The organism is Micromonospora rosaria (assembly GCF_001567585.1).
GTDB lineage: Bacteria > Actinomycetota > Actinomycetes > Mycobacteriales > Micromonosporaceae > Micromonospora > Micromonospora rosaria.
In genome coordinates this window covers 1-24,338 of the sequence record NZ_LRQV01000109.1, presented here as the reverse complement: position 1 = coordinate 24,338, position 24,338 = coordinate 1, and the positions used below count along the sequence as shown (strand labels likewise).

Below are 24,338 nucleotides of genomic sequence, written 5' to 3'. Positions count from 1 at the left end.
CGGTGGCCGCCCACCCGTTCGGTCCGCCCTCCACGGGCGGCATCGACGCCACCGGTACCCGGGTGAGCCTGGTCTGGCGGGCCGCCGAGGACGACTGGGTGGCCCTGGGCCAGTCGGTCGGCGCCTTCGAGGACCCCACCACCGGCCCGGTGGACACCACGCTGACCGGCGAGCAGAAACTGCAACGGTCCACGGCGGTCCGGGACTACCTGCTCCGGCACATCGGGGTCGGTCAGGCCGGGCAGGCCTGCGCCGGGACGCTGCTGCCGCTGGAGCGGTTGCTGACCGAGGGGGCGCGGTTCCGCTTCGACTGCCCCGAGCCGGTCACCGAGGTCCGGCTCACGCTGACCGCGCTGACCGACCTCAACCCGGCGTACCGGACGGTGGTCACCGCCGACGCCCCGATGGACCCGGCCCAGGCGCTGTTCACCGCCGCCGCCAGCAGCCACGACCTGCGGCTCACCGCCAGCGGCGGCGGGCCGCCCGGCGCGGTCACGGCGGTGGCCGCCGGTACCGGCCTCGCGGCGGTCGGCGCGCTGGCGTTCGTCCTGCTCCGACGGCGGGCGGGGGTCCGGCGATGAACGGTCTCAACGGTCTCGACGCCCGACTGGTCAGCTTCTTCGACTCCGGCGCGGCCTTCTGGCTCGCCCTGGTGGTCGCGCTCGGCGTCGGCGCGGCGCACGCCGTGGCCCCCGGGCACGGCAAGAGCATCACCGCCGCCTACCTGGTCGGCACCCGTGGGCGGTACCGGGACGCGGCCCGGCTCGGCGTGATCGTGGCGGTGATGCACACCTTCTCCGTGCTGGTCCTGGCGCTGCTCTGGGTCAGCCTCACCGGGGTCGCCAGCCTCGGCACCGAGTCGCTCACCGGCTGGCTCCAGGCCCTGGCCGGCGTGGTGGTGATCGGGGTGGGGATCAGCCTCGCCTACCGGCACCTGACCGGCCGTGGGCACACCCACAGCCACGGCCCCGGCCACAGCCACTCGCACAGCCACGGCCACTCGCACTCGCACTCCCACGGCCCCGGCCACTCGCACGGCCCCGGTCACCCCCACGACCACGACCACTCCCCCGGCGATCCGCCCGGTGACGGCCCGTCGCGCAGGCCGGTCCTCGCGCACGCGCACGCCCCCGCGCCGGTCACCGACCCCGCCTCGGCCGCCGCGCCCGCCCCCGGCCACACCCACGACCACGGGTACCGCCACGGGCACGCACCCGAGCGGGGCGACGAGTCGCCGGCCGGGCACGACCACGGACCGCACGGCGCGGCCGACGGGTCGCCGACCGACCCGTGGTCCCGGCGCGGGCTCGTCGCGATCGGCCTCTCCGGTGGGCTGCTGCCCTCCCCCTCGGCGTTCCTGGTGCTGGTCAGCGGTCTGCTGACCGGCCGGGCGCTGGACGCGGTGCTGCTCGTCGTGGCCTTCGGGGTGGGGATGGCGGCGACGCTGACCGCGGTGGGCGTGGTCACCGTCCGCGGGTTCACGCTGCTCTCCGGCCGGGCCCGGTCCTGGGGGCCGGCGGCAGCGCTGGTCGCCCACGCGCCACTGGTCGCGGGTGTCGCGGTCAGCATCGGCGGCTGCCTCTACCTGGTCGTCGCGCTGGACGCGCTCATCGGCTGACGGACGGTCACGGGGTTCGCGTCAGTGATCCGGGGGCGGTCCTGGCGCGAACCCCGTGGTCGTCCGCCAACGTCCCGCCCGGCCGACGGTGGGAGCGGGTGGGACGGGCGAGTGGTGGGAGCTGCGAGAACGCCCGTGTGTGCTGCGTACACTCGGCCCGGGACGATCGCCCCCCGGGCCGGCCTGCCCGACGGCCACCGTCGGCGGGGACCTCGGCGCACGCGGCGGGTCTCCGTCCGCCGTCGAGCTCCGGAAGGGTCATGACCAAGAGGTACGAGGCGCCGCTGCTGGTGCTCACCGTGGCGACCGGGGCGATCGACGGGGTCAGCTACCTCGCCCTGGACCAGGTCTTCACCGGCAACATGACCGGCAACGTCCTGTTCATCGGCTTCGGCCTGGCCGGCGTCTCCGGCCTGCCGGTGCTCAACAACCTGGTGGCGCTGCTGAGCTTCATGCTCGGCGCGGTGCTGGCGGCCCGGCTGACCCGCGCCGCCACCGGGCCGGCGACGCTGCCCGGCACCGGTCTGGCCATCCTCGTCGCCGGCACGGTGCTGACCCTGGCCCTGGCCGGAATCTGGCTCGGCACCGGCGCGCCCGGCGAGATCACCATGCTGGTCGTCACCGGGCTGCTGGCCCTGGTGCTCGGCGCCCAGGCGGCGGCGGTCAAGCACATCGGCATCCGGGACCTCTCCACGGTGGTGGTGACGATGACCATGGTGAACCTCGCCGCCGACAGCCGGCTGGCGGGCGGGGCCGGCGCGGCGTGGGCACGACGGTTGTCGGCGATCGTCGCGATGGGACTGGGCGCGCTGGTCGCCGCGATCCTGACGTTGCGGGTCGACGGGGCGGTGGCGCTGCTCGTCGCCGGGGTGGTGATGGCGGTCGGCACGGCGATGCTCGCGGTGACCCGCCGCCGGGAGCTGGCCGCCGCCCCGGGCCGCTGACCGGGGCCACCGCCCCGGCCCGCGCGCCACACCCTTCGGGGGACCACGGCAGGACGGCCGATGTGGCAGCCTGAGAAGGTTCGATACCACCACCCGTCCGGGCCGCGCCACCGCCGCCCCGGGTCCCTGCCCATTACGAGGGAGTCAGCCATGTCGCCGACGCGTCCGTCGAGAACGTTGCTCCGCCTGCTCGTGCTCGTCCTCGTCCTCGGCACCACCGGGCTGGTCGCCGGCCCCGCCGCCGCGGCCCCACCGGCCGGCGACCGACTGGCGGCGGCCGACTGGTCGCCCGTGCCGGGCCCGGTCCGCGCGGGATCCGCGCCGGAGACCGTGCAGTACGGCGGCGAGCGGTACGTCCTCACCACGACCACCCGGGGCCTCGTGCGGCTGATCCGCTACTCGCCGACCACGCAGACCTGGTCGGAGTGGGAGACCGTGCCGGGCCGGCCCGCTGCCCGGTCGGCCCCGACGGTCGCCGTGTACGGCGGTGACCTGCACGTCTTCGTCCGGTCCATCGGGGGGACGATCCGCACCGCCCGCTACACCCTGACCACCGGCACCTGGTCCGACTGGACCCCCGTGCCCAGGTCCATCTTCCTGCGCTCCGCCCCGGCGACCGCCGTGTACGGCGGCGACCTGCACCTCTTCGCCCGCAACGCCAACGGCACGATCCGCACCATCCGCTACACCCTGTCCACCGGCATCTGGTCCGCCTGGACCACCGTGCCCGGCTCCACCGGCCCGAACTCCACCCCCGCCACCGCCGTGTACGGCGGCGACCTGCACCTCTTCTCCCGCACCGCCGACGGGGCGGTCCACACCACCCGCTACAGCCTCGGCACCGGCACCTGGTCGGACTGGAGCGCCCTTCCCGACACCCCGCACACGACCTCCGCCCCCACCGCCACCGTGTACGGCGGGGCCCTGCACGTGGTGGTGCGGACCGTCGGTGGTCGGCTCGACACCGCGCACTACACCCTGAGCACCGGCGCGTGGTCCGGGTGGTCCACCCTCGCGGGGGCGCCCCGGGCCACCTCCGCGCCGGGCAGCGGCGGGGACGCGGTGCTCGTCGTCCGGGGCCCGGGAGGCCGGATCCACCAGGGCACCCTGGCGTCGTAGCCGCCGTGGCCCGGTGCGCCCGCCCCGGTGCGGGCGTGCCGGGCCCCGCGAACGGCCGGGCCACCGGCGGCAGGGCCCGGCCCGGACCCACCCCGCCGGGGGTCAGGTCGGGTGGTCGATCCGCCGGGCCAGGACGAGCAGCAGCTCCAACCGGGCGGCCGGGTCGTCCAGGTCGTCGCCGTACAGCTCGCGGAGGCGCTTGAGCCGGTAACTGACCGTCTGCGGGTGGACGAAGAGCTCGGCGGCCACCTCGGCCCGCGAGCCCCAGTGCCGCAGCCAGCCGTAGAGGGTGACCAGCAGACTGTCCCGCTGCGCCGGGCGCAGGGCGGCCAGCGGAGCCAGCCGGCGGGCGGTGAGCACCGCCAGGGCTCCCGTCTCGCCCCGCAACGTCAGGTCGATCAGGTGGTCGTCGACGAAGACCGGCCCCGGGTCGGGCCCGACCAGCCCGGCGGTCAGCTCGGCGAGGCGTACCGCCGCCGGCGCCTGCGCCCAGCCCAGGGCGGGGCCCACCACCGCCCCCCGCCCGGCCAGCGCCTCCGCCAGCGCGTGCCGGGTCGCGCGGGGACCGGCCCGCAGCAGCAGCACCGCGTCGCGGACCCGTTCCACCACCAGGCCGTCCGCCCCGTACCGGAACCGGGCGTCGCGCGCCTGCTCGGCCGGCAGCAGCACGGGAACCAGGTCGCCGAGGTCGGGCCAGCCGATCCGGGCCGCCGCCGCCTCGACGGCGCTGGGCAGGCCGTTGCCGCCCAGCAGCAGCCCGGCCAGGTGCCGCCGGCGCCGGTCACCCTCGCCGGCCTGTTCCCGCAGTTGCAGGGCATACCCGTCGGTGCCCGCCGCCGCCAGCTCGTCGACGTACGCGCTGATCGCGTCGGCGAGGTCGACCAGCTCGCCGGTGCCGACCGGGCGCAACCGCCCGAGCGCCTCGGCGGCCGTGCGCAGCAGCGACCGGGCCGCCATCCGCAGCGCGGCCAGCAGCGCCTCCGGCCCCCGGTCCTCGCGCGCCTCGGCGGCCCCCAGCCCGACGAAGACCTCGCGCAGGCGCGGCGACAACGCCGGCTCGTCGGTGCCGACCAGGTCGAGGAAGCGGTCGAGGGCGACCTGGACGGCGGTACGCACGTCCCGCTGGAACTTGGCGTCGGAGATCGCGGCGAAGGCCGGCGTCGCCTCGGCGGCGGCGACCGCGACCGCCCCCACGGTGGCCGCCAGGTGCGGGCGCATCGCGGTGGCGAGGTCCGCGGGGAGACGTCGCCAGGGGGTCGCCGCCGCACTCATCCCGCGATTTTGTCACGCGGTGATAGATCGGGGCCCGATTCTCGCTGCCGCGCGGACGGTGCTCCGCGCCGCCGTGCACGCGACGATGGACCCCACCCGACCGCCCGTGGCCCACCGAGGAGCGTCCCGTGCAGCACCGCACCTCCCGCCAGCACGTCGTCGACATGTGCCGCACCATGCTCGCGCGGGGATACCTCAAGGCGACCGAGGGCAACGTCTCGGTCCGCGTCCCCGGCCACCGGCTCTACGCGGTGACCCCGAGCAACTACGACTACGACCGGATGCGCGTCGAGGACGTCTGCCTCGTCGACTTCGACGGCCGGCACGTGCCCGACGAGGCGGGCGTCGCACTGAAGCCGTCCATCGAGTGCGGGATGCACGCCAACATCTACCGGGAACGGCCGGACGTCAACGCCATCGTGCACACCCACCAGCCGTACGCCTCGGCGCTGGCCGTGCTCCGCAGGCCCATCCCGGCGCTCTCCGACGAGCAGGTGCGTTTCCTGGGCCGGCAGGTCGCGATCGTCGACTACGCCCCCTCGGGCACCTCCTTCCTGGCGAGGAACGTGCAGAAGCGGGTGACCAGCGGGGACAACGCCTTCATCCTGGCCAACCACGGGATCGTCGCGCTCGGCACCGACCCGGACCGGGCGGTGTTCAACATGGCGTTGCTGGAGAAGGTCTCCATCGCCTACCTGATGGCGCTGGCCACCGAGGCCGGCAAGGTGCACACCATCCCGGCCGCGATCCGGGAGATCGCCTTCGGCAAGCTGCGCGCCGACGAAAAGCGCATCGCCGCCCAGATCACCGCGGCGGTCGAGCCGCTGCGGGTACCGGCCGACGAGGACCTGCCCAGCGCCGACGCCGTCGCCCGCCCCGCCGCCGCCGACGGCCCGGCGGCGGACCCGGCCGGCGGGGCGGGGCCGGACGGTGCCGCGCCCGGGGCCGAGGCCGCCCGGCTCGGGTACGCGATCAGCGAGTACCTCGACGTCGACGACGTCCTGCGGCGGCTGCGGGCGCTGACCGCCCAGCCGATCCGGGGACTGCGGCACGACGCGCTGCTCGACGTGCTCGGCTACTTCGACACCAAGTGCCGGGCCAGCCGGGAGATCACCGACCGGGCGAAACGGCGCATCCCCGGCGGGGTGCAGCACAACCTGGCCTTCAACTACCCGTTCCCGCTCGCGATCGACAGGGCCGAGGGCGCCCACCTGGTCGACCGGGACGGCAACGTCTACATCGACTTCCTCCAGGCCGGCGGCCCGACGATCCTGGGCAGCAACTACGCCCCGGTCAACGAGAAGGTCGCCGAGGTGGTCCGCGAGTCCGGCCCGGTGACCGGCCTGTTCCACGAGTACGAACTGAAGCTCGCCGAGATCATCCACCGGTACCTGCCGCACGTGGAGATGTACCGGGCGCTGGGCTCCGGCACCGAGGCGGTGATGGCCGCCGTCCGGGGGGCCCGCGCCTTCACCGGCAAGCCGATGGTGATCAAGGTCGGCGGCGCGTACCACGGCTGGTCCGACACGATGGTCTACGGGCTGCGGGTGCCGGGGACGTACCGGATGAACGCCAAGGGCATCCCGTTCGGCGCGACCAGCCGGACCCGGGAGTCGTTCCCGAACGACCTGGGTCAGCTCAGGCGCAAGCTGATCGAGAACCGGCTGCGCGGCGGCACCGCCGCCGTGGTGGTCGAGCCGGTCGGCCCGGAGTCCGGCACCCGCCCGGTGCCGCGTGACTTCAACGCCAGGGTCCGGGAACTCTGCGACGAGTTCGGCGCGCTGCTGGTCTTCGACGAGGTGGTCACCGGGTTCCGGCTCGGGCTGGGCGGGGCGGCCGGGTACTTCGGGGTCACCCCCGACCTGACCGTGCTCGGCAAGGCCGTCTCCGGCGGCTACCCGATGGCCGGCGGGGTCGGCGGCCGGGCCGACGTGATGGCGGTCTTCGGCTCCGGGCTGGACGGCAAGAGCGGCGCGCACATCCAGGTCGGCGGGACGCTCTCGGCCAACCCGCTGTCCTGCGCGGCCGGCTACTTCGCCATTGAGGAGATGGCCCGGACGAACGCGCCGGTGATCGCCGGCCGGGCCGGGGACCGGCTCACCCGGGGCCTGCAACGGCTCATCGACCGGTACGGCCTGCCGTACGTGGCGTACAACCAGGGCTCCATCGTGCACCTGGAGTGCAGCGGGGTGATGCTGCTGGACATGCGCAACCCGCTGAAGCTGCTGCGGGAGAACAAGGCGCGCAAGCGGCTGATGGAGCAGATGGGCGCGGCGTACGCGGCGCACGGCATCATCACCCTCGCCGGTTCGCGGATGTACACGTCGATGGCCGACACCGACGCGGTGATCGACGACGCGCTGGCCCGCTTCGAGCAGGTGTTCGCGCTGGTCGAAGGGGTCTGAGCGGTGGGCGGCACGGCGCCCCGGGTGCTCGCCGTCGACCTGGGCACCTCGGGGATGAAGGCCGCGCTGGTGGCCGCCGACGGCACCGTCACCGGCTGGGCCGAGCGGCCGGTACCGCTGCGGGTGCTCCCCGGCGGCGGGGCCGAGCAGGACCCGGACGCCTGGTGGACGGCGCTCGGTCAGGTCGCCGCCGACCTGGGCCGGGCGCACCCGGAGGCGATGCGGGCGGTCGACACGGTCTGCGCCTCGACGCAGGGCGAGGGGACCATCGCCGTGGACGCGGCCGGCGTCGCGCTGACCCCGTGCATCACCTGGCTGGACATGCGGGGCGCGGCGCACCTGCGCCGGCAGTTCGGCGGCTTCCCCGCGTACCAGGGCATGTCGGTGCGCCGGATCGCCCGCTGGCTGCGGCTGACCGGCGGGATGCCCTCGGTGACCGGCAAGGACCCGGCGGCGCACATGCTGCTGGTCCGCGACACGATGCCGGCGGTGTACGAGCGCACCGCCGCGTTCCTCAACGTGCTGGACTGGATCAACCTGAAGCTGACCGGCCGCACGGTCGCCACCGTCGACTCGATCCTCACCTCGTGGGTGACCGACAACCGGCGGCCCGGCGCGGTCCGCTACTCCCCCGCCCTGGTCGCCGACTGCGGGATCGACGCCGAGAAGCTGCCACCGATCGTGGCCTGCACCGACGTGATCGGCACGCTGACCCCGGCCGCCGCCGCGCACCTGGGGCTGCCCGGCTCGGTACGGGTGGTCGCCGGGGCGATCGACAACACCGCCGCCGCGATCGGCGCCGGCACCACCCGCGACCACGAGCCGCACCTGTACCTCGGCACCTCGTCGTGGATCGCGGCGCACGTGCCCCGCAAGAAGACCGACGTGGCGGCCGGCATCGCGGCGGTGCCGTGCGCGATCGGCGACCGGTACCTGATGACCGCGCTCCAGGCCACCGCCGGGGCGAACCTGACCTGGCTGCGCGACAAGGTGGTGGAGTACGACGACCCGCTGGTCTCCGCCGGGCACGTCGGCCGGGACGAGGGCTCGATCTTCGACGCCTTCGACCGGATCCTGCCCGCCGTGCCGCCGGGGGCCAACGGGGTGCTCTACACCCCCTGGCTGTACGGCGAGCGCGCCCCGGTCGACGACTCCAGCCTGCGCGCCGGCTTCTTCAACATCTCCCTCGACACCACCCGCTCGGACCTGCTGCGCGCGGTCTTCGAGGGGGTCGCGTTGAACACCCGCTGGCTGGCCCGCGCCGTCGACCGGTTCCTCGGGGCGCCGGTGACCTCGCTGGCGATCACCGGGGGCGGGGCGCTGTCCAACTCCTGGTGCCAGATCTTCGCCGACGTGCTCGGCGTGCAGATCCGGCGGGACGCCCGGCCGCTGGCGGTCAACGCCCGGGGCGCGGGGTGGATCGGCGCGGTCGGCACCGGGCGGCTCTCCTTCGCCGACATCCCCGACCTGGTCCGGACCGACCGGGTCTTCGAGCCGACGCCCGCGCACCGGGCCACCTACGACGAGGTCTTCGCGGTCTACCGGGACCTGCACCGGCGGTTGGCCCCGGTCTACCGACGCCTGAACCGCTGACGCCCACGGCCGGCCCCCGGCCGCGCCCGGCGGCGGCACCCTGCGGGTCGGACATCCAGGGTGGAATGTCAACATGTCGCCATGGATATCTACGAGGACGCCCGGACCGTGTCGCGGGCGGATCTGGCCGCGTGGCTGCGGCAGGTGGCGAGCCAGGTGGAGGCCGGTCAGGTCTTCTACGGGGCCGCCGGCACCATCGCCGTCGCCGACCAGGTGGAGTGCGAGTTGGAGATCGAGCAGGAGGGCCCGGACGAGTTCTCCATCGAGATCGAGTTCTCCTGGACGAACCCGAAGGCCACCCCGGCGGCCGAGCCCACCGCCGAGGCGGAGCAGCCCGCGCAGGCCGAGGCCGACGAGGCGTCGGCCGAGTAAGCAAGGAAGGGCCCCTTCTTAACCTCTCCGGTAGAGGAAGGGGCCCCTGTTCACACCCACGGCACCCGGGCCGGTGGCGTCAGCGCAGCCGACGCCGACCGCTGATCCAGTCCCGGGAGGCCCGGGTGTTCAGGGCCCAGAGCACCCAGACCAGCAGGCCCAGGCCGACGATGGTGATCGCGCCGAAGAGGCCGAGCGAGGCCGTCGCCAGCAACACCGACACGACGTACGCCGGGTAGGGCGCCCACGGGCGGCGGCCGGCGAGGCTGACCGTCACCAGCGCGCAGGCCCCGGCCATCGCGGCGAAGAAGACGGCGGCGCCGAGGGAGCCGGTCTCGACCACCAGCCGGTGCACCGCCGCCAGGGCGAACAGCAGTGTCAGGAGAGCGAAGACGAGCACGGTGACCCGGACCGGGGTGGGCATCGCGGGGTACCGGAGCATGTCTCCGTATCCGCCGCCGGGAGCGCGTACGACCATACGCAGAACGATGACTGTCTACCTTTAACAGGAACCGGGCACTGTCGGGAAGGCGACACTTTCCGGCGGCCTAAGCTTCCGGCCATGGCGAGGTACTTCGACGTGCACCCGGACAACCCGCAGCCCCGGATCATCGGCCAGGTGGTCGACACCGTCCGCCGGGACGGCCTGATCGCCTACCCGACGGACTCGTGCTACGCGCTGGGCTGCCGCCTCGGCAACAAGGACGGCATGGACCGGATCCGGGAGATCCGCCACCTCGACAGCGGCCACCACTTCACCCTGGTCTGCCGCGACTTCGCCCAGCTCGGCCAGTTCGTGCACCTCGGCAACGCGGTGTTCCGCGCGGTGAAGGCGGCCACCCCGGGCAGCTACACGTTCATCCTGCCGGCGACCAGGGAGGTGCCGCGCCGGCTGCTGCACCCGCGCAAGAAGACGGTGGGGGTCCGGATCCCCGCGCACACCGTGACCCGGTCGCTCCTCGACGAACTGGGCGAGCCGCTGCTGTCGAGCACCCTGCTGCTGCCCGGCGACGACGAGCCGATGACCCAGGGGTGGGAGATCAAGGAACGCCTCGACCACGCCGTCGACGCGGTGGTCGACGCCGGGGACTGCGGCACCGAGCCGACCACCGTGGTCGACTTCTCCGAGGGCGAGCCGGAGATCGTCCGGGTCGGCGCGGGCGACCCGGACCGCTTCGCGTAGCCGCGTCGCGGCGGGGTGGGCGGCCGACCGCAGCCGGTGTGGCGGGGGTCAGCCCGGACAGTTGTTGCTGGTGCGCCGGACCGTGTACTCGGCGTCGTCGTGGGTGATGCCGGAGGGCTCCCCGTCGAAGTGGGCCTCCACCTTCTCCCAGCCCCGGCGCTGCTCGTAGTGCAGGTGCGGGGCCCCGGAGTTGCCGGTGCTGCCGAGCCGGCCGATCTGCTCGCCCTGGGCCACCCGCTGCCCCTCGCGGACCAGCGGCGGTTCGAGCAGGTGCAGGTACTGGGTCTCCCACCGGCCGCCGTGGTCGATCTTCACCCAGTACCCGCCGCCCCGACCACGCGGGCCGTCCGGGTTCTCCGGGGTACGCCCGCCCAGTGAGCCGTTGATCCCCGCCACGGTGACCGTGCCGGCGGCCGAGGCGAGCACCGGCCGGCCCCACGCCTCGCCCTCGGTGGGGAACAGGTCCACGTCGTAGTCGTCGTGACCGGGGTAGGTGCCCAGTTGCCAGGTCTCGCCGCAGGCCACCGGAAGCTGGAAGGCCGGGCGCGGGCCCGGCGGCAGCAGCAGCGGCACGACCAGCACGGCGACCGCGCCGAGGGCCGCGAGCGTGCCGAGCACGAGGAGGGTACGCAGCAGCCGGCCCCGGCGGCGGGCGGGGTGTCTGCTCGGCTGGCCAGTGCTCACCGTCCCGAGGATGGCAGACACCGGCAAGACGGGCGGCGCCCGGGTGGTGGGGCCCACACCGACCGAGGTGGGTGACACGTGGTTTGCGACGTTTTGCCGGGTCGGGCGGGGGTAGGGCTCTGGGAGCAGCCGTCGTCGTGTCGTGTGGAGGTGTTCGTCCCGATGGAATCCCGCAAGCCCGCCGAGGTCGTCCGGAACGTGGTGGACGCCGCCGCCGAAAAGGTCGCCGCCGCCCTGGCCCCGGACGCCCCCGGCGCGCCGGGCAGCGTGCCGCCGCCGGTCGAGGAGCCGACCACGCCCCAGGACCCGCTGCCGCCGAAGGCGGAGCAGGGCACACCGCAGACCCGTACCCCCACCGGCGCCCGGACCGGGGTGCCGGCCGACGCGCACGCCCAGCAGGGCGCCCACCTCACCACCGCGCAGGGGGCCCGGCTGCGCGACACGGACCACTCGCTCAAGGCCGGGCCGCGCGGCCCGGTCCTGCTCCAGGACCACCACCTGCGCGAGAAGATCACGCACTTCGACCACGAGCGCATCCCCGAGCGGGTGGTGCACGCCCGGGGGGCCGGGGCGCACGGGGTGTTCACCGGCTACGGCACCGCCGAGGCGGTGACCCGGGCCGGCTTCCTGCGCAAGGGCCGCGAGACGGAGGTCTTCGTCCGCTTCTCCACCGTCCTGGGCTCCCGGGGGTCGGCCGACACCGTCCGCGACACCCGGGGCTTCGCCACCAAGTTCTACACCGACGAGGGCACCTTCGACCTGGTCGGCAACAACATGCCGGTCTTCTTCATCCAGGACGCCATCAAGTTCCCCGACATCATCCACGCCGCCAAACCGCACCCCGACCGGGAGATCCCGCAGGCCCAGAGCGCGCACGACACCTTCTGGGACTTCGTCTCCCTGCACACCGAGGCGCAGCACCACACCATGTGGAACATGTCCGACCGGGGCATCCCGCGCTCGTACCGGACGATGGAGGGCTTCGGCGTGCACACCTTCCGGCTGGTCAACGCCGCCGGGGAGACGGCGCTGGCCAAGTTCCACTGGAAGCCGAAGCTGGGGGTGCACTCCCTGACCTGGGAGGAGGCGCAACTGCTCGGCGGCATCGACCCGGACTTCCACCGCCGGGACCTGTACGACGCGATCGAGGCCGGCGCGTACCCGGAGTGGGAACTCGGCTTCCAGGTCTTCCCGGACACCCCGGAGGAGACCTTCGCCGGCATCGACCTGCTCGACCCGACGAAGATCGTGCCGGAGGAACTCGCCCCGGTGCAGGCGGTGGGACGGCTGGTCCTCACCCGGACGCCGACGAACTTCTTCGCCGAGACCGAGCAGGTCGCCTTCCACGTCGGCCACCTCCCGCCGGGCATCGACGTCACCAACGACCCGCTGTTGCAGGGCCGGCTCTTCTCCTACGTCGACACGCAGCTCACCCGGCTGGGCGGCCCGAACTTCGCGCAGATCCCGGTCAACCGGCCGCACGCGGCGGTCAACGACATGCTGCGCGACGGCTTCCACCAGCACGCCGTGCACGCCGGGGTGGCGCCGTACCGGCCGAACTCGCTCGACGGCGGCAACCCCTTCCCGGCCGGCGACGACGAGCACGCCTTCGTCGACGTGCCGGTGACGGTGGCGCAGGCGCCGAAGGTACGGGCCAACCCGGCCTCCTTCGACGACCACTTCAGCCAGGCACGGCTGTTCTGGCAGAGCATGTCGCCGGTGGAGCGGGAGCACATCGTCCGCGCGTACACCTTCGAGCTGGGCAAGTGCTACCACCAGGCGATCCGGGAGCGCCAACTCCGGTGCCTGGCCGCCATCGACCCGGTGCTCTGCGCCGAGGTCGCCACCGGGCTGGGGCTGCCCGTGCCGGAGCCCACCGGGCCGCTGCCCGAGGTGACGCCCAGCCCCGCCCTGTCCCAGGTCGGGCGGGAGTGGCCGGCCGACGGGCGGATGGTCGGCATCGTCGTGGACCCGGACGGCGACCTCGACGACGTCGACCGGGTCCGCCGGTCGCTGCTCGCCGCCGGCCTGGTGCCGCTGCTGGTCGCGCCGCACGGCGGCACCGTGGGCGACCTGCCCGTGCAGCGGACCTTCGCCACCGGCCGGTCGGTCGAGTTCGACGCGCTGCTGCTGGCCGGGGCGCCGGCACCCGCGCCGGACGCGGTCGGCGCCCGCGACGCGAAGGCCGGTACGCCCGGCGCGGTGGCCGTCGATCCCCGGGTGCTGCTGCTGGTCGAGGAGTGCTGGCGGCACGCCAAGGCGATCGGCGCCTGGGGCGCGGGCGTCGACGTGCTCCGGCAGGCGGGCGTGGCCGACACCCCGGGCGTCGTGACGGCCACCACCGCCGCCGACGTCGTCGACACCGTCGGGGGGCTGCTGGCCCGGCACCGGGTGTGGGACCGGTTCCCGGCCCGGATCGCCTGACCCGCCGTCGTACCGCCGGGGACCCGGCTACGCCTCGCCGTAGCCGGGCCCGCCGGCCGGTGACGCGAAGCCGGGACCGCCGGTCAACGGCGCGAAGCCGGACTCGCCGGCCGGCGGCGCGGAGCCGGGACCGGCCATCGGGCGGGCGTCGGCGGTGAGCGGTGGCGGGTACGCCGGGTAGAGCTGGGGGCGGGCGCCGAGGCCGGCCTCCTCGCGGAGCTGGCGCATCTGCTCGTCCAGGTAGGCCATCAGCCGGGCCCGGTACTCGCGCTCGAACGCCCGCAGGGTCTCCACCTGGTTCTGGAGCTGGTCCCGCTGGACCTGGAACTGGTCGCGTTGGACCTGGAACTGGTCGCGCTGCGCCTGGAGCTGGTCACGCTGGAGCTGGAGGTGGTCCCGCTGGGCCTGGAGGTGGTCGCGCTCGGCCTCCAGCCGGCCCAGGACGCTCTGGTGCCGCTCGTGCGCCTCCCGCTCCACGGCCTGCGCCCTGGTGTAGGCGTCGCGGACCACCCGTTCCGCGTGCTCGCGCGCCTCGGCGAGCAGTCGGTCCACCTCGCGCTGGGCGGCGGCGAGCTGGTCGTCGGCACCGCGTTCCGCGACCGGAGCGTACGGCTCGGAGCGGGGCAACCGGGCCGGGGCCATGGCGCGGTACTCGGCGTAGCCGGCCGCGGCCAGGGTCCGGCGCAGGCTCGCGTCCACCTCGATCTGGGTGATGCTGTCGATGATCGAGTCGATTCCGTCGTCGTCGAGGGCACCGACCCGACCGGGCTCGGCCGGGTCCGACACCGGGGTGCCGTTGGGGATCATCGGGTCTCCGTTCCCGCTGTCAGGCGCCCGGCGCCGAACCGCGACCGCCAGTCGTCCTGCGGATCCCGGGCGGCCAGCAGCTCCGACAGGTGCTGCCGGGCCGTCTGGCGCAGTTCCCGGACCAGGGACGGCGTCTGGTCGAGCTGGTTGGCGATCTCCGCGCTGCCGTACCCGTCCACGGTGAGCGCCATCACCTGCCGCTGCGGGTGCGGGAGCTGGGCGAGCAGCCGGATGACGTCCTGCCGGTCCTCCGCCGAGGTGTTCGGCGGCGGGTCGACGCCGTCCGGAGTGGACCGGCCGTCCTCGGCCTGCCGGTGCCGGGGCCGGTGGCCGCCCTTGGTGCGGTACTTGACGAAGTTGCTGATCGCCGCCGTCCGGGCGTACTGGTACGGGTTGTTGATGTCGTCCCAGCGGATCAGCACCTCCAGCGTGGCCGCCGCGACCGCGTCGTACGCCTCGGGCTCGGCGGCCCCGAAGTACATCGCGACCCGTACCAGTTCGCGGTACCGCTCCCGGTAGAACGCGACGAACCCGGCCGGCACGGCGGGCGGGTGGTCGCCTCGCGGTGGCGCGACGGCCGGAACGAGGACGTTCTCCGGCTCCCCCACACAGCACCTCTCTCGTCGAATCAGTCCGCCTGCCCCGGTGCCGGTCACGTGGCCCTCCGGGTACGACCCCCCAAGATAGGGGGCCGGCCGACTCCAGGGAATGCTTCCGCACACCGGCACCGGTGTCCATATCCCCGCGACGCTGCGAGACCGATCCGGTACGCCCGGGGGTGCCGGACGGGGGCCATGGACCGAAACCGTGACCGACAGTCGGCCTGCCGTCACGGCCCGCAGCCGGCCGGTCGGACACCCGGTCGGATCGGGTCGGCCGTCCCGGCACCCCAACTGGCGCCGGCCGCGAGATCTTGCGAGGCTAGCGCACGTGTATGACTTCGACCTGTTGGTGTTGGGCACCGGACCCAGTGGCCAGAAGGCCGCGATCGCCGCCGCCAAGCTCGGCCGGCGGGTCGCCATCGTGGACCGGCGCGACATGCTCGGTGGGGTGTGCATCAATACCGGCACCGTGCCGTCCAAGACGCTGCGCGAGGCGGTGCTGTACCTCACCGGCCTGACCCAGCGGGACCTGTACGGCAGCAGCTACCGGGTCAAGGACGAGATCACCGTCAGCGACCTGGCCGCCCGGACCCAGCACGTGATCAGCCGGCAGACCGACGTCATCCGCAACCAGTTGGCCCGGAACCGGATCACGTTGATCACGGGGACCGGCCGGTTCGCGGACCCGCACGCGGTCTGGGTGGACGGCGGCTCCGGACGCGACATCCGGGTCACCTTCGACAAGGCCATCATCGCCGCCGGCACCCGCCCGGCCCGCCCGGACAGCGTCGACTTCGACGAGCGGACGATCGTGGACTCCGACGGGGTGATCAACCTCCAGGCGGTGCCGCGCAGCATGGTCGTGGTCGGCGCCGGGGTGATCGGCATGGAGTACGCCTCGATGTTCGCCGCGCTCGGCACCAAGGTGACCGTGGTGGAGCGCCGGGAACGGATGCTGGACTTCTGCGACGAGGAGATCGTCGAGTCGCTCAAGTACCACCTGCGCGACCTCTCCGTGACGTTCCGCTTCGGCGAGGAGGTCGCCGCGGTGGAGAAGCACGACGCCGCCGCGCTGTGCATCCTCAAGAGCGGCAAGAAGATCGTCGCGGACACCGTGATGTACTCCGCCGGCCGGCAGGGGCAGACCGACGACCTGGGCCTCGACGCGGCCGGGCTGACGGCGGACCGGCGCGGGCGGATCAGCGTCGACGCCAACTACCGCACCGCCGTGGAGAACATCTACGCCGTCGGTGACGTGATCGGCTTCCCGGCGCTGGCCTCCACCTCGATGGAGCAGGGCCGGCTGGCCGCGCAGCACGCCTGCGACGAGCCGGCCCGCGCGATGCACGGGTTGCAGCCGATCGGCATCTACACGATCCCCGAGATCAGCTTCGTCGGGCAGACCGAGGAGCAGTTGACCGAGAGTTCGACGCCGTTCGAGGTGGGCATCGCCCGGTACCGCGAACTGGCCCGGGGGCAGATCGTCGGCGACTCGTACGGCATGTTGAAGCTGCTGGTCTCCCCGGAGGACGGCCGGCTGCTCGGGGTACACGTCTTCGGCACCGGCGCCACCGAGATCGTCCACATCGGACAGGCCGTGATGGGGTGCGGCGGCACGATCGACTACCTGGTCGACGCGGTGTTCAACTACCCGACCCTGGCCGAGGCGTACAAGGTGGCCGCCCTGGACGCGGCGAACAAGATCCGCAACATCACCCGAATCAACGGGTAGCACCCGCCCCGGGCGGCGACCGTCGCGCCCCGCGTTCCCGACCGCCGCCGGCCCCGACCGCCGGCGGTGGACCGGCGTGGCCGCCACCGGACCCTAGTGACCGGCGGCGGCCCGGCGGACCAGCCGGCGGGCCTCGTCGGCGGGTACCCCGGTGGCGCGGAGCAGGTCGTTGGCGATGGTCCGGAGCTGGGACACCACGATGGTGCCGGAGAACCCGATCTCCTGCCGGCAGGCCTCCCCGGCCTCCCGGACCGCGCGCAGCACCCGCTCCCGCGCGCCCACCGGCTCCCGGCCGCCCAGGAACTCGCGGTGCAGCATCCGGACCGCCTCGCCGTAGTGTTCGATGGCGGCGGGCAGGTCCGGCGGGACCGGCTCCTCGTCGCGCAGCGCGGTACCGATCCGGCGCACCAGCGACCGGCTGTTGCGGAAGGCCCGGTCCATGTGCTCCGCGCCCCGCCGGTACGCGGTCAGCGTCCGCCGCCGCCGCCAGCGCACCGGGGAGAACCGGACGACCTCCTCGGCGGCGCCGACGACCTCGGTGAGCCGGTGCAGCTCCGACTCGCTGGCCCGCATCCGGTCCAGCACCCGCTCCGCCGCGCCCACGTCGGCGCGGGCCAGCGCCTCCGCCGAGGCGGTCATCTCGCGGGCGAAGAGGTCCAGCGCCTGGTCGGCGACCCGACGGACCGTGCGCAGCGGGTTCAGCGGGGCGACGACGAGCACCACGAAGAGGCCGACCGCCCCGCCGACCAGCGCGTTGATGGTCCGGGGCAGCTCCAGGCCGGGGGCGTTCGGGGTGAGGGTGGCGATCAGCACGGCGGTACCGCCGGCCTGGGTGGTCAGCGCGCCGGGGCCCCGGACCGTCGCGGCCACCGTGATCGCCAGGAAGACGATCACGCCGGTCTGCCACGCGCCGGTGCCCAGCAGCAGGACCAGCACGTCGCCCACCGCGATCCCGAGCAGCACGCCGACGACCAGTTCGACGGTACGGCGGGCCCGGTTGCCGAGCGCGGCGGCGATCACGCCGACCGCGGCGGCCGGCGCGAACGTCGAGTCGGGGTTGCCCAGCACCTCCCGGGCCACCACCCAGGAGAGGGCGGCGGCCAGTCCGGCCTGCACCGCCACGATCAGGTACGTGCGCAGCCGCCGGTAGCCGCTGTGCCCGGCCGCCCGGAACCGGTTGCCCAGCCGGCCCGGCACCATCGCCCCGATCCGCATGGGCGGGCATACCCGCGCGGGATTCGCGCGAACCTGACCGCCCGGCCCGGACGGCGTCCCCACCCGCCGCCGGACGCCGGGCCCGCCGCCACCGCCCCGTCAGGCCGGGTACGCCACCGCCCCGTCAGGCCGGGTACGCCAGGCCGGTGGCCAGCGCCAGCACCCCGGGCAGCCGGGTGTCCTGGCGCAGGAACTGCACCACCACGGGTACGCCGGAGCGCAGCACGCAGCCGTACGGCCGGTCGAGCCGGACCGCCTCCGGGTCGATCAGGTCGTTGACCCGGACGTGCCGGACCCGCCGGGCCCCCACCCGCAGCCGGTACGGCCCCACCGGGTCGGTGTCCTCGTAGTAGACGGTGAGCTCCAGGTCGGCCTCGGTGTCGGTGGCGTTGAGCACGCAGAGCTGGTCGAAGCCGGTGAACTCCGGCTCCGGGCCGGTGCTGGGAAAGGGGATGTGACCGCCGGGGACGACCCAGGTCCGCGCGCCGAGATCCGGCATCAGTCCTCCTCCTCCAGCAGCCGGGCCAGGTCGGGGGTGCGGAACACCCCGTCCGGGTCGAGCCGCCGCCGGACCGCCTGGAAGTCGTCCCAGCACGGGTAGAGCGGGCGCAGGTCGCGGGCGGTCAGCCAGTGCTTCTTGCCCCAGTGCGGGCGACCGCCGTACTGCCGGAAGACCGCCTCCATGTCCCGGAAGTACTCGTCGTACGGCAGCGAGGTGTTCTGGAGGCAGGCGATGGTGGTGGTGGCCCGCCCGTAGGCGTTGCTCAGCCACAGGTCGTCGGCGGCGATGGTACGCACCAGCACCCGCCAGCCCACCGTGCGGCGGTGCCGGTCCAGGATCCGCCGCCGGACCTCGGCGAAGCACGCCGTGAACGCCTCGGCCGGCAGCATGTACTCGATCTCCTCGAAGCGCAGGTCCCGGTGCTGGGGGATGGTGCGGTGGGTCGGCCCGACCTCGGCCTCCCGCAGCTCGTCGGCCCACCCCCGCTCCGACCGCCCCGGCGCGGGCCAGCCCCGCCCGGTGGGCCCCTCGTCGGTCCGGTTCATCGTCCGCACCTGGGTCCGGTCGCTGCGGGGGTACCAGTAGAAGTCCATGTTCCGGTTGGTGTGCTGCAGCTCCGCCAGGTGGTCGAGGGTCCAGTCGACCGGCGCGCACCAGGCCCGCCGACGCAGCTCGTACCGGGGCTGCACGTCGAGCGTGACCTGGGTGACCACGCCCAGCGCGCCGAGCGAGAGCCGGACGGCCGGCAGCAGGTCGGCGTGCTCGTCCGGCCCGATGTCCAGCGTCTGCCCGGTGCCGGTGACCAGCCGTACCCCGACGAGCTGGGTGGAGAGGTTGCCGAACCGGATGCCGGTGCCGTGGGTGCCGGTGGCGGTCGCCCCGGCGATGGACTGGTAGTCGACGTCGCCGAGGTTGTCCATGGCCAGCCCGGCGTCGTACAGCCCCTCCCCCAGGGCCTTGAGCTTGGTGCCGGCACGGGCGGTGGCGAGACTGCCGTCGTCGGAGAGCACCCCGGCCATCCGGTCCAGGTTCAGCAGGATGCCGTCGGTGCGCACCAGCGGGCTGGAGGAGTGCCCGGAGCCGACCGGGCGGATCGTGGTGCCGGCCTCGCGGGCGCGCAGCACCACGGCCCGGACCTCGTCCTCGTCGGCGGGTTCGACGTACTCGGCCGGGGTGAACGACAGGCTGCCCGACCAGTTGACGAACGACCGGGCCACCTCGGCTCCTCCCCTCGACCGCCCCGTCGTCCTACCCGTCGTCGCCACGGGTATGCGCCGCGCCGGCCGGATCGGCGCGGCCGGCGGTTTCGCGGTGCCGGGCCGGGGGAACCACGGTCTGACCCGACCGCCACGGGAGACGGCGGCCGGGTCGTCGACGGTGGAGGAGCACGGATGCCGGGGTACGGCTGTCACACGGACCGACCGGAGCCGGCATGACGTTCCCGCCGATCGACGGGTACGCCTTCCTCTCCGACACCCACACGGCGGCCCTGGTCGCGCCGGACGGCGCGGTTGAGTGGCTCTGCGTACCCCGGTTCGACGGTGACGCGGTCTTCGCCCGGCTGCTCGACCGGGACGCGGGCGGCGCCTTCGCGCTCACCGTCGACGGGGCCGGCCCGGTCGAGCGGCGGTACCTGCCGGACACGCTGGTGCTGGCGAGCCGGTACGAGGGCCGGGCCGGCGACGCGGTGGTCCGCGACTTCCTCGCGGTCACCCCCGGCGACCCGGAGCAGCCGATCCGCGCCGGCAAACTGCTGGTCCGGCAGGTGAGCGTGGAGCGCGGCCCGGTACGGCTGGCGGTCCGGGTCACCCCCCGACCCGGCTACGGGGCCCGCCCGGCCACCTGGGAGCGGTCCGGCGACCGGTGGCGGGCCGCCGGCGCGCGGCTGTGGCTCGACGCCGACCTGCCCCTCACCGCCGACGACGGCGACCTGCACGCCGAGGTCGACCTGCCGGCGGGCCGGACGGTGACGCTGCTGCTCGGCTACGACGACGCCCCGGCGGACGGCACCGGGCAGCCGGGCGGGGCGACCGACCCCGAACGGTTGGTCGAGCGGACCTGCGCGACCTGGCGGGACTGGGCGGCCCGCAGCGACTACGCCGGCTTCGCCGCCGAGGCGGTCCGGCACAGCGCCCTGGTGCTGCGCGGGCTCTCCTTCGACGAGACCGGCGCGCTGCTCGCCGCGCCGACCACCTCCCTGCCGGAGGAGATCGGCGGGAGCCGCAACTGGGACTACCGCTACACCTGGCACCGGGACGCGGCGCTGCTGCTGCTCGCCCTGTTCCGGCTCGGCCACGCCGAGGAGGGCCGCCGCTACCTGCGTTTCCTGCTCGACATCTGCGCCGGCCAGCAGACGCTGCTGACCCCGCTGATCGGCATCGACGGCCGCACCGACGAGGAGCGGGAGGTGGAGCACCTCAGCGGCTACGCCGGCTCCCGGCCGGTCCGGGTCGGCAACGAGGCCGTCGACCAGGTCCAGTTCGACACGTACGGCCACATCCTCGACGCGGCGCTGGCGTACCAGCAGCTCACCGGCGAGTTGACCGGCGAGCAGTGGGGACTGCTGCGCCGGCACGTCGACACCATGGCCGAACGGTGGCGGGAACCCGACCACGGGATCTGGGAGATCCGTGGCCCGCTGCGGCACCACGTGAACTCGAAGGTCATGATCTGGGTCTGCCTCGACCGGGGCATCCGCCTCGCCGGGCTGCTCGGCGACGACACCGCCCCCGTCGAGCGCTGGCGGCGGGCCCGGGACGAGCTGCACGCCGAGGTGCTCGACCGGGGGTACGACCGGGAGCTGAACAGCTTCGTCATGTGGTACGACTCGACCGAGCCGGACGCCTCGCTGCTGCGTATCCCGCTGGTCGGCTTCCTGCCCGCCGACGATCCCCGGGTGCTCGGCACCATCGACCACCACTGGCGGGAACTCGCCGTCGCCCCGGCGCTGATCCGCCGCTACGTCGCCGACGACGGGCTGCCCGGCGAGGAGGGGGCGTTCCTGCTCTGCTCGTTCGAGCTGGTCTCCGCCCTCGCCCTGGCCGGGCGGCGCGACGAGGCGCGGGACCTGTTCGACCGGCTGATGGCGCTCGCCGGCCCGCTCGGTCTCTACTCCGAGCAGATGGCCGCCGACGGGACGGCGCTGGGCAACCACCCGCAGGCGTTCACCCACCTGGCGCTGGTCGAGGCGGCGCTGAACCTCGACGCGGCCGGGGACCGGGAGGCCCTGCACGTCTGGGCCGAGCGGACCGGACCGTCGTCCGCACGCTGAGCCGCCCGGCGGGAGTCACCGACGACGATGTCCGGTGTCGGCCACATCCACCGCGCGGGACGCGCCGCACATCGACCGACGTACGGCGATAATTGCCGGAGGAAGCAGCCCCCTGGGTTAGGAGTTTCCCCGTGCGTATCCGTCTCACCCTGGCACTCGTCGCGACCGCCCTCGCCGGCGCCCTGGTCGCCCCGGCCACGGCGACCGCCGCACCGACCGCGCCGCAGCCGATCATCGGCGGCAGCCTCGTCTCGTCGGCGCCGTGGGCGGCGGCGGTGTTCCAGAACGGCTCGTTCGCCTGCTCCGGCTCGATCATCGCCCCGCGCTGGGTGCTGACCGCCGCCCACTGCCTCCGTGGTTCCATCTCGGTGCGGGTCGGCAGCATCTACCACGCCTCCGGCGGCACCACCGCCACGGTGAGCGCCATCCACACCCGCCACGACCTCGCCCTGCTGCACCTCGGCACGTCGATCTCCACCACGTACGTGACGCTGGCCAACGCCAACCCGCCGGTCGGCGCCATCAACAGCATCTACGGCTGGGGCCGGACCTGCCTGACCTGCGACCCGTCCAGCCAGCTCAAGACCGCCACCGTCCGGGTGACCGCGATCAGCTCCGAGGACGCGGACGGCGGCCCGGTGATCCGCAGCGCCCGGGGCGACGGGGTGTCCTGGCAGGGCGACTCCGGCGGCCCCCAGTTCCACAACGGACAGCAGGTCGGCGTCTCCTTCAGCGGCAACGGGTCGACCTCGCAGAACTACTCCTCGGTGATCGCCAGCCGTAGCTGGATCACCGAGATCAGCGGCGTCTGACCGTCACCGGAGCCGGTTCGCGGGGTGCCGCCGGGGCACCCCGCGCCCGGGGCCACTCCCGGGGCCGCCCCCGCCCGGATCGCCTGCCACACGGATCGACCACCATCCGTTAAACTGTCACGTACAGTTACTGGCGACAATGCATAATGCCAAGGTCATATCGTTCGTGCGGCCCATATACTTGTCCGCCGCCAGGCGAAAATAATTGCGCCCGGATCTTGTCGTGGGAACTGTCTCCCCCTAGCCTGTGGCCTCACCGGCAGCACGACCCGCGCTGTCGGTTCGGTGCCTGCCCCGGCACCGGACGACCGTGGTGTCCGGCGGCGGAACGCGCCCACCGGACACCGGCCCGGCCCACCCGAAAACCGGGCACGTCCCCTCGGTAAGGAGCACCCCGTGCGTATCCGTCTCACCATGGCGGCCATCGCGACCGCCCTCGTCGGCGCCTTCGTCGCCCCCGCCTCGGCGGCTGCCGCCCCCACCGCGCCGCAGCCCATCATCGGTGGCGGCACCGTCTCGTCGGCCCCCTGGGCGGCGGCCGTCTTCCAGAGCGGCTCGTTCGCCTGCTCCGGCTCGATCATCGCCCCGCGCTGGGTGCTGACCGCCGCGCACTGCCTCGGCGGCTCGATGTCGGTGCGGGTGGGCAGCGTCTACTACGCCTCCGGCGGCACCACCGCCACGGTCAGCGCCACCTACAACCGCTACGACCTCGGCCTGCTCTACCTGAGCACGTCGATCTCCACCACGTACGTCACGCTGGCCAGCGCCAACCCGCCGGCCGGCTCGACCAACACGATCTTCGGCTGGGGCCGGACCTGCACCAACTGCGCCGCGTCGCCCCAGCTCAAGACCGCCACCGTCACCGTGAGCACGACCGGTTCCACCGACGCGTACGGCGGGCCGGCCATCCGCAGCACCCGGGGCAACGGGGTGGCCTGGCGGGGCGACTCCGGCGGCCCGCAGTTCTACAACGGACAGCAGGTCGGCGTCTGCTCCACCGGCAACGGCTCGACCTACCAGAACTACGCCTCGGTCGCGGCCAGCCGGAGCTGGATCACCTCGATCACCGGCGTCTGACCGGGCCGGCCGCCCCGGCGGCCGGTCGACCACCCACCACGCGGGGTGCCACCAGGCACCCCGCGTGCCGTCGTCAGCCCCTCCGCCGTCGGCGGCGGTGCCGCAACCGGCCGGAACCGCGCCGCGTCGTCAGCCCCGGCGTCGCCCCGCACCGTGCCGGGGCAGGTCGGCCAGCCAGCGGTCCAGCTCCGCCGGGGAGCGGAACAGCAGCACCGGCGGGCCGGCCGGGTCGGCCTGCCAGGCCCGCATCCGCCGCCGGGCCCGGCCGAACGCCGTGACGTGCCAGACCAGGATCGACTCCCGGGACAGCACGCTGCCCAGCGTCTCCCGGTTGCCGTTGCAGATCACCTCGCCGGTCAGCAGCCGGCGCAGCGTGCGGCGCAGCAGCCGCCCGTAGGAGAGCCAGCGGGGATAGTCCAGGCCGACCACCAGCTCGGCGCGGGCCAGCACCACGTCCCGCCACCCGTGGTACGCCCCGTCGAGGACCCACCGGTCCCGGCGGCAGACCCCGCTCATCCGCTCGCGCTGCACCGGCACCGGCACCTCCACCCAGCCGGGCTCCCAGAGCTGGTCGTCGACCGGGTACCAGGGCAGGCCGAGACGGTCGGCCAGGCGCTCGGCGAGGGTGGACTTGCCGGCGCCGTACACCCCGTAGACCAGGATGCGCGACGGTGGGCTCATCCGCGGCAGCGTACGCCGCCGCCGC

Annotated in this window: 22 protein-coding genes; 13 read left to right on the top strand and 9 right to left on the bottom strand. The window is 74.2% G+C overall.

Annotation, left to right across the window (positions count from 1 at the left end):
- The 4 genes from AWW66_RS34580 to AWW66_RS23815 form a co-directional block, all read left to right on the top strand.
- A partial coding sequence (locus AWW66_RS34580) for a hypothetical protein (protein ID WP_211272078.1) occupies window positions 1-581 on the top strand: 581 nt, incomplete at its 5' end.
- Window positions 578-1,618 carry a nickel/cobalt transporter gene (locus AWW66_RS35615; RefSeq protein ID WP_083978847.1) on the top strand — a complete coding sequence of 347 codons (1,041 nt, stop codon included), beginning with the start codon at window positions 578-580 and terminating at the stop codon, window positions 1,616-1,618. The genes AWW66_RS34580 and AWW66_RS35615, both read left to right, overlap by 4 nt.
- 260 nt (window positions 1,619-1,878) lie before the next feature.
- Window positions 1,879-2,562 (top strand): YoaK family protein, encoded by a 684-nt coding sequence (locus tag AWW66_RS23820; protein ID WP_067370660.1) that lies wholly within the window; start codon window positions 1,879-1,881, stop codon window positions 2,560-2,562.
- 150 nt (window positions 2,563-2,712) lie between these two features.
- Entirely contained in the window at window positions 2,713-3,681 is a 969-nt protein-coding gene (locus AWW66_RS23815) for a DUF8189 domain-containing protein (RefSeq protein ID WP_157527790.1), read from the top strand.
- 102 nt (window positions 3,682-3,783) lie between these two features.
- Here AWW66_RS23815 and AWW66_RS23810 read toward each other — a convergent pair whose 3' ends face one another.
- On the bottom strand, window positions 3,784-4,953 hold the full coding sequence (locus tag AWW66_RS23810; protein WP_067370653.1) for a PucR family transcriptional regulator: 1,170 nt from the start codon (window positions 4,951-4,953) through the stop codon (window positions 3,784-3,786).
- A 128-nt stretch (window positions 4,954-5,081) separates the two neighbouring features.
- On the opposite strand from AWW66_RS23810, the gene AWW66_RS23805 reads away from it, so the two are divergent.
- The 3 genes from AWW66_RS23805 to AWW66_RS23795 all read left to right on the top strand — a co-directional run bounded on the left by AWW66_RS23805 (window position 5,082) and on the right by AWW66_RS23795 (window position 9,323).
- The gene (locus AWW66_RS23805; protein WP_067370650.1) at window positions 5,082-7,358 is read left to right on the top strand and encodes an aminotransferase class III-fold pyridoxal phosphate-dependent enzyme; all 2,277 of its coding nucleotides are present in this window, start codon (window positions 5,082-5,084) and stop codon (window positions 7,356-7,358) included.
- Between the two features lie 3 nt (window positions 7,359-7,361).
- Window positions 7,362-8,951: a xylulokinase gene (locus AWW66_RS23800; RefSeq protein WP_083978845.1), complete on the top strand. Its 1,590-nt coding sequence runs from the start codon at window positions 7,362-7,364 to the stop codon at window positions 8,949-8,951.
- Window positions 8,952-9,032: 81 nt separating this feature from the next.
- Window positions 9,033-9,323 carry an amphi-Trp domain-containing protein gene (locus AWW66_RS23795; protein ID WP_067370647.1) on the top strand — a complete coding sequence of 97 codons (291 nt, stop codon included), beginning with the start codon at window positions 9,033-9,035 and terminating at the stop codon, window positions 9,321-9,323.
- A 79-nt stretch (window positions 9,324-9,402) separates the two neighbouring features.
- On the opposite strand, the gene AWW66_RS23790 is transcribed toward AWW66_RS23795, so the two are convergent.
- The gene (locus AWW66_RS23790; RefSeq protein ID WP_245648457.1) at window positions 9,403-9,765 is read right to left on the bottom strand and encodes a hypothetical protein; all 363 of its coding nucleotides are present in this window, start codon (window positions 9,763-9,765) and stop codon (window positions 9,403-9,405) included.
- Window positions 9,766-9,885: 120 nt separating this feature from the next.
- Between AWW66_RS23790 and AWW66_RS23785 the strand changes: the two genes are divergently transcribed.
- Window positions 9,886-10,506, top strand: a complete 621-nt coding sequence (locus AWW66_RS23785) for an L-threonylcarbamoyladenylate synthase (protein ID WP_067370640.1) — start codon at window positions 9,886-9,888, stop codon at window positions 10,504-10,506.
- A gap of 48 nt (window positions 10,507-10,554) precedes the next feature.
- Here AWW66_RS23785 and AWW66_RS23780 read toward each other — a convergent pair whose 3' ends face one another.
- A complete protein-coding gene (locus tag AWW66_RS23780) occupies window positions 10,555-11,190 on the bottom strand; it encodes a M23 family metallopeptidase (protein WP_067370675.1) in 636 nt (211 codons plus the stop codon).
- A 162-nt stretch (window positions 11,191-11,352) separates the two neighbouring features.
- On the opposite strand from AWW66_RS23780, the gene AWW66_RS23775 reads away from it, so the two are divergent.
- Window positions 11,353-13,614 carry a catalase gene (locus AWW66_RS23775; RefSeq protein ID WP_067370672.1) on the top strand — a complete coding sequence of 754 codons (2,262 nt, stop codon included), beginning with the start codon at window positions 11,353-11,355 and terminating at the stop codon, window positions 13,612-13,614.
- A 27-nt stretch (window positions 13,615-13,641) separates the two neighbouring features.
- Here the strand turns inward: AWW66_RS23775 and AWW66_RS36100 are convergent, their stop codons facing one another.
- Window positions 13,642-14,421 carry a hypothetical protein gene (locus AWW66_RS36100; RefSeq protein ID WP_067370637.1) on the bottom strand — a complete coding sequence of 260 codons (780 nt, stop codon included), beginning with the start codon at window positions 14,419-14,421 and terminating at the stop codon, window positions 13,642-13,644.
- Complete coding sequence (locus AWW66_RS23765; protein WP_067370634.1) at window positions 14,418-15,029, bottom strand: RNA polymerase sigma factor; 612 nt, start codon at window positions 15,027-15,029, stop codon at window positions 14,418-14,420. Before AWW66_RS23765 ends, AWW66_RS36100 begins: the two co-directional genes overlap by 4 nt.
- A 322-nt stretch (window positions 15,030-15,351) precedes the next feature.
- Between AWW66_RS23765 and sthA the strand changes: the two genes are divergently transcribed.
- Window positions 15,352-16,755 (top strand): Si-specific NAD(P)(+) transhydrogenase, encoded by a 1,404-nt coding sequence (gene sthA / locus AWW66_RS23760; protein WP_067370631.1) that lies wholly within the window; start codon window positions 15,352-15,354, stop codon window positions 16,753-16,755.
- A gap of 93 nt (window positions 16,756-16,848) precedes the next feature.
- Here sthA and AWW66_RS23755 read toward each other — a convergent pair whose 3' ends face one another.
- The 3 genes from AWW66_RS23755 to AWW66_RS23745 all read right to left on the bottom strand — a co-directional run bounded on the left by AWW66_RS23755 (window position 16,849) and on the right by AWW66_RS23745 (window position 19,689).
- Window positions 16,849-17,970, bottom strand: a complete 1,122-nt coding sequence (locus AWW66_RS23755) for an FUSC family protein (RefSeq protein WP_245648456.1) — start codon at window positions 17,968-17,970, stop codon at window positions 16,849-16,851.
- A 124-nt stretch (window positions 17,971-18,094) separates the two neighbouring features.
- Window positions 18,095-18,469 (bottom strand): sensory rhodopsin transducer, encoded by a 375-nt coding sequence (locus tag AWW66_RS23750; RefSeq protein ID WP_067370628.1) that lies wholly within the window; start codon window positions 18,467-18,469, stop codon window positions 18,095-18,097.
- Window positions 18,469-19,689, bottom strand: coding sequence for a D-arabinono-1,4-lactone oxidase (locus tag AWW66_RS23745; RefSeq protein WP_067370626.1), 1,221 nt, complete (start codon window positions 19,687-19,689; stop codon window positions 18,469-18,471). The genes AWW66_RS23750 and AWW66_RS23745 overlap by 1 nt, the downstream gene beginning before the upstream one ends.
- Window positions 19,690-19,904: 215 nt before the next feature.
- Here AWW66_RS23745 and AWW66_RS23740 point away from each other — a divergent pair, with 215 nt between their 5' ends.
- The 3 genes from AWW66_RS23740 (at window position 19,905) to AWW66_RS23730 (ending at window position 23,632) form a co-directional block, all read left to right on the top strand.
- The gene (locus tag AWW66_RS23740; RefSeq protein WP_067370623.1) at window positions 19,905-21,743 is read left to right on the top strand and encodes a glycoside hydrolase family 15 protein; all 1,839 of its coding nucleotides are present in this window, start codon (window positions 19,905-19,907) and stop codon (window positions 21,741-21,743) included.
- A 131-nt stretch (window positions 21,744-21,874) separates the two neighbouring features.
- The gene (locus AWW66_RS23735) at window positions 21,875-22,555 is read left to right on the top strand and encodes a S1 family peptidase (RefSeq protein WP_067370620.1); all 681 of its coding nucleotides are present in this window, start codon (window positions 21,875-21,877) and stop codon (window positions 22,553-22,555) included.
- A 396-nt stretch (window positions 22,556-22,951) separates the two neighbouring features.
- Window positions 22,952-23,632 (top strand): S1 family peptidase, encoded by a 681-nt coding sequence (locus tag AWW66_RS23730; RefSeq protein WP_067370616.1) that lies wholly within the window; start codon window positions 22,952-22,954, stop codon window positions 23,630-23,632.
- Window positions 23,633-23,761: 129 nt separating this feature from the next.
- Here the strand turns inward: AWW66_RS23730 and AWW66_RS23720 are convergent, their stop codons facing one another.
- On the bottom strand, window positions 23,762-24,313 hold the full coding sequence (locus AWW66_RS23720; protein ID WP_067370666.1) for a P-loop NTPase family protein: 552 nt from the start codon (window positions 24,311-24,313) through the stop codon (window positions 23,762-23,764).
- Window positions 24,314-24,338 lie beyond the last annotated feature (25 nt).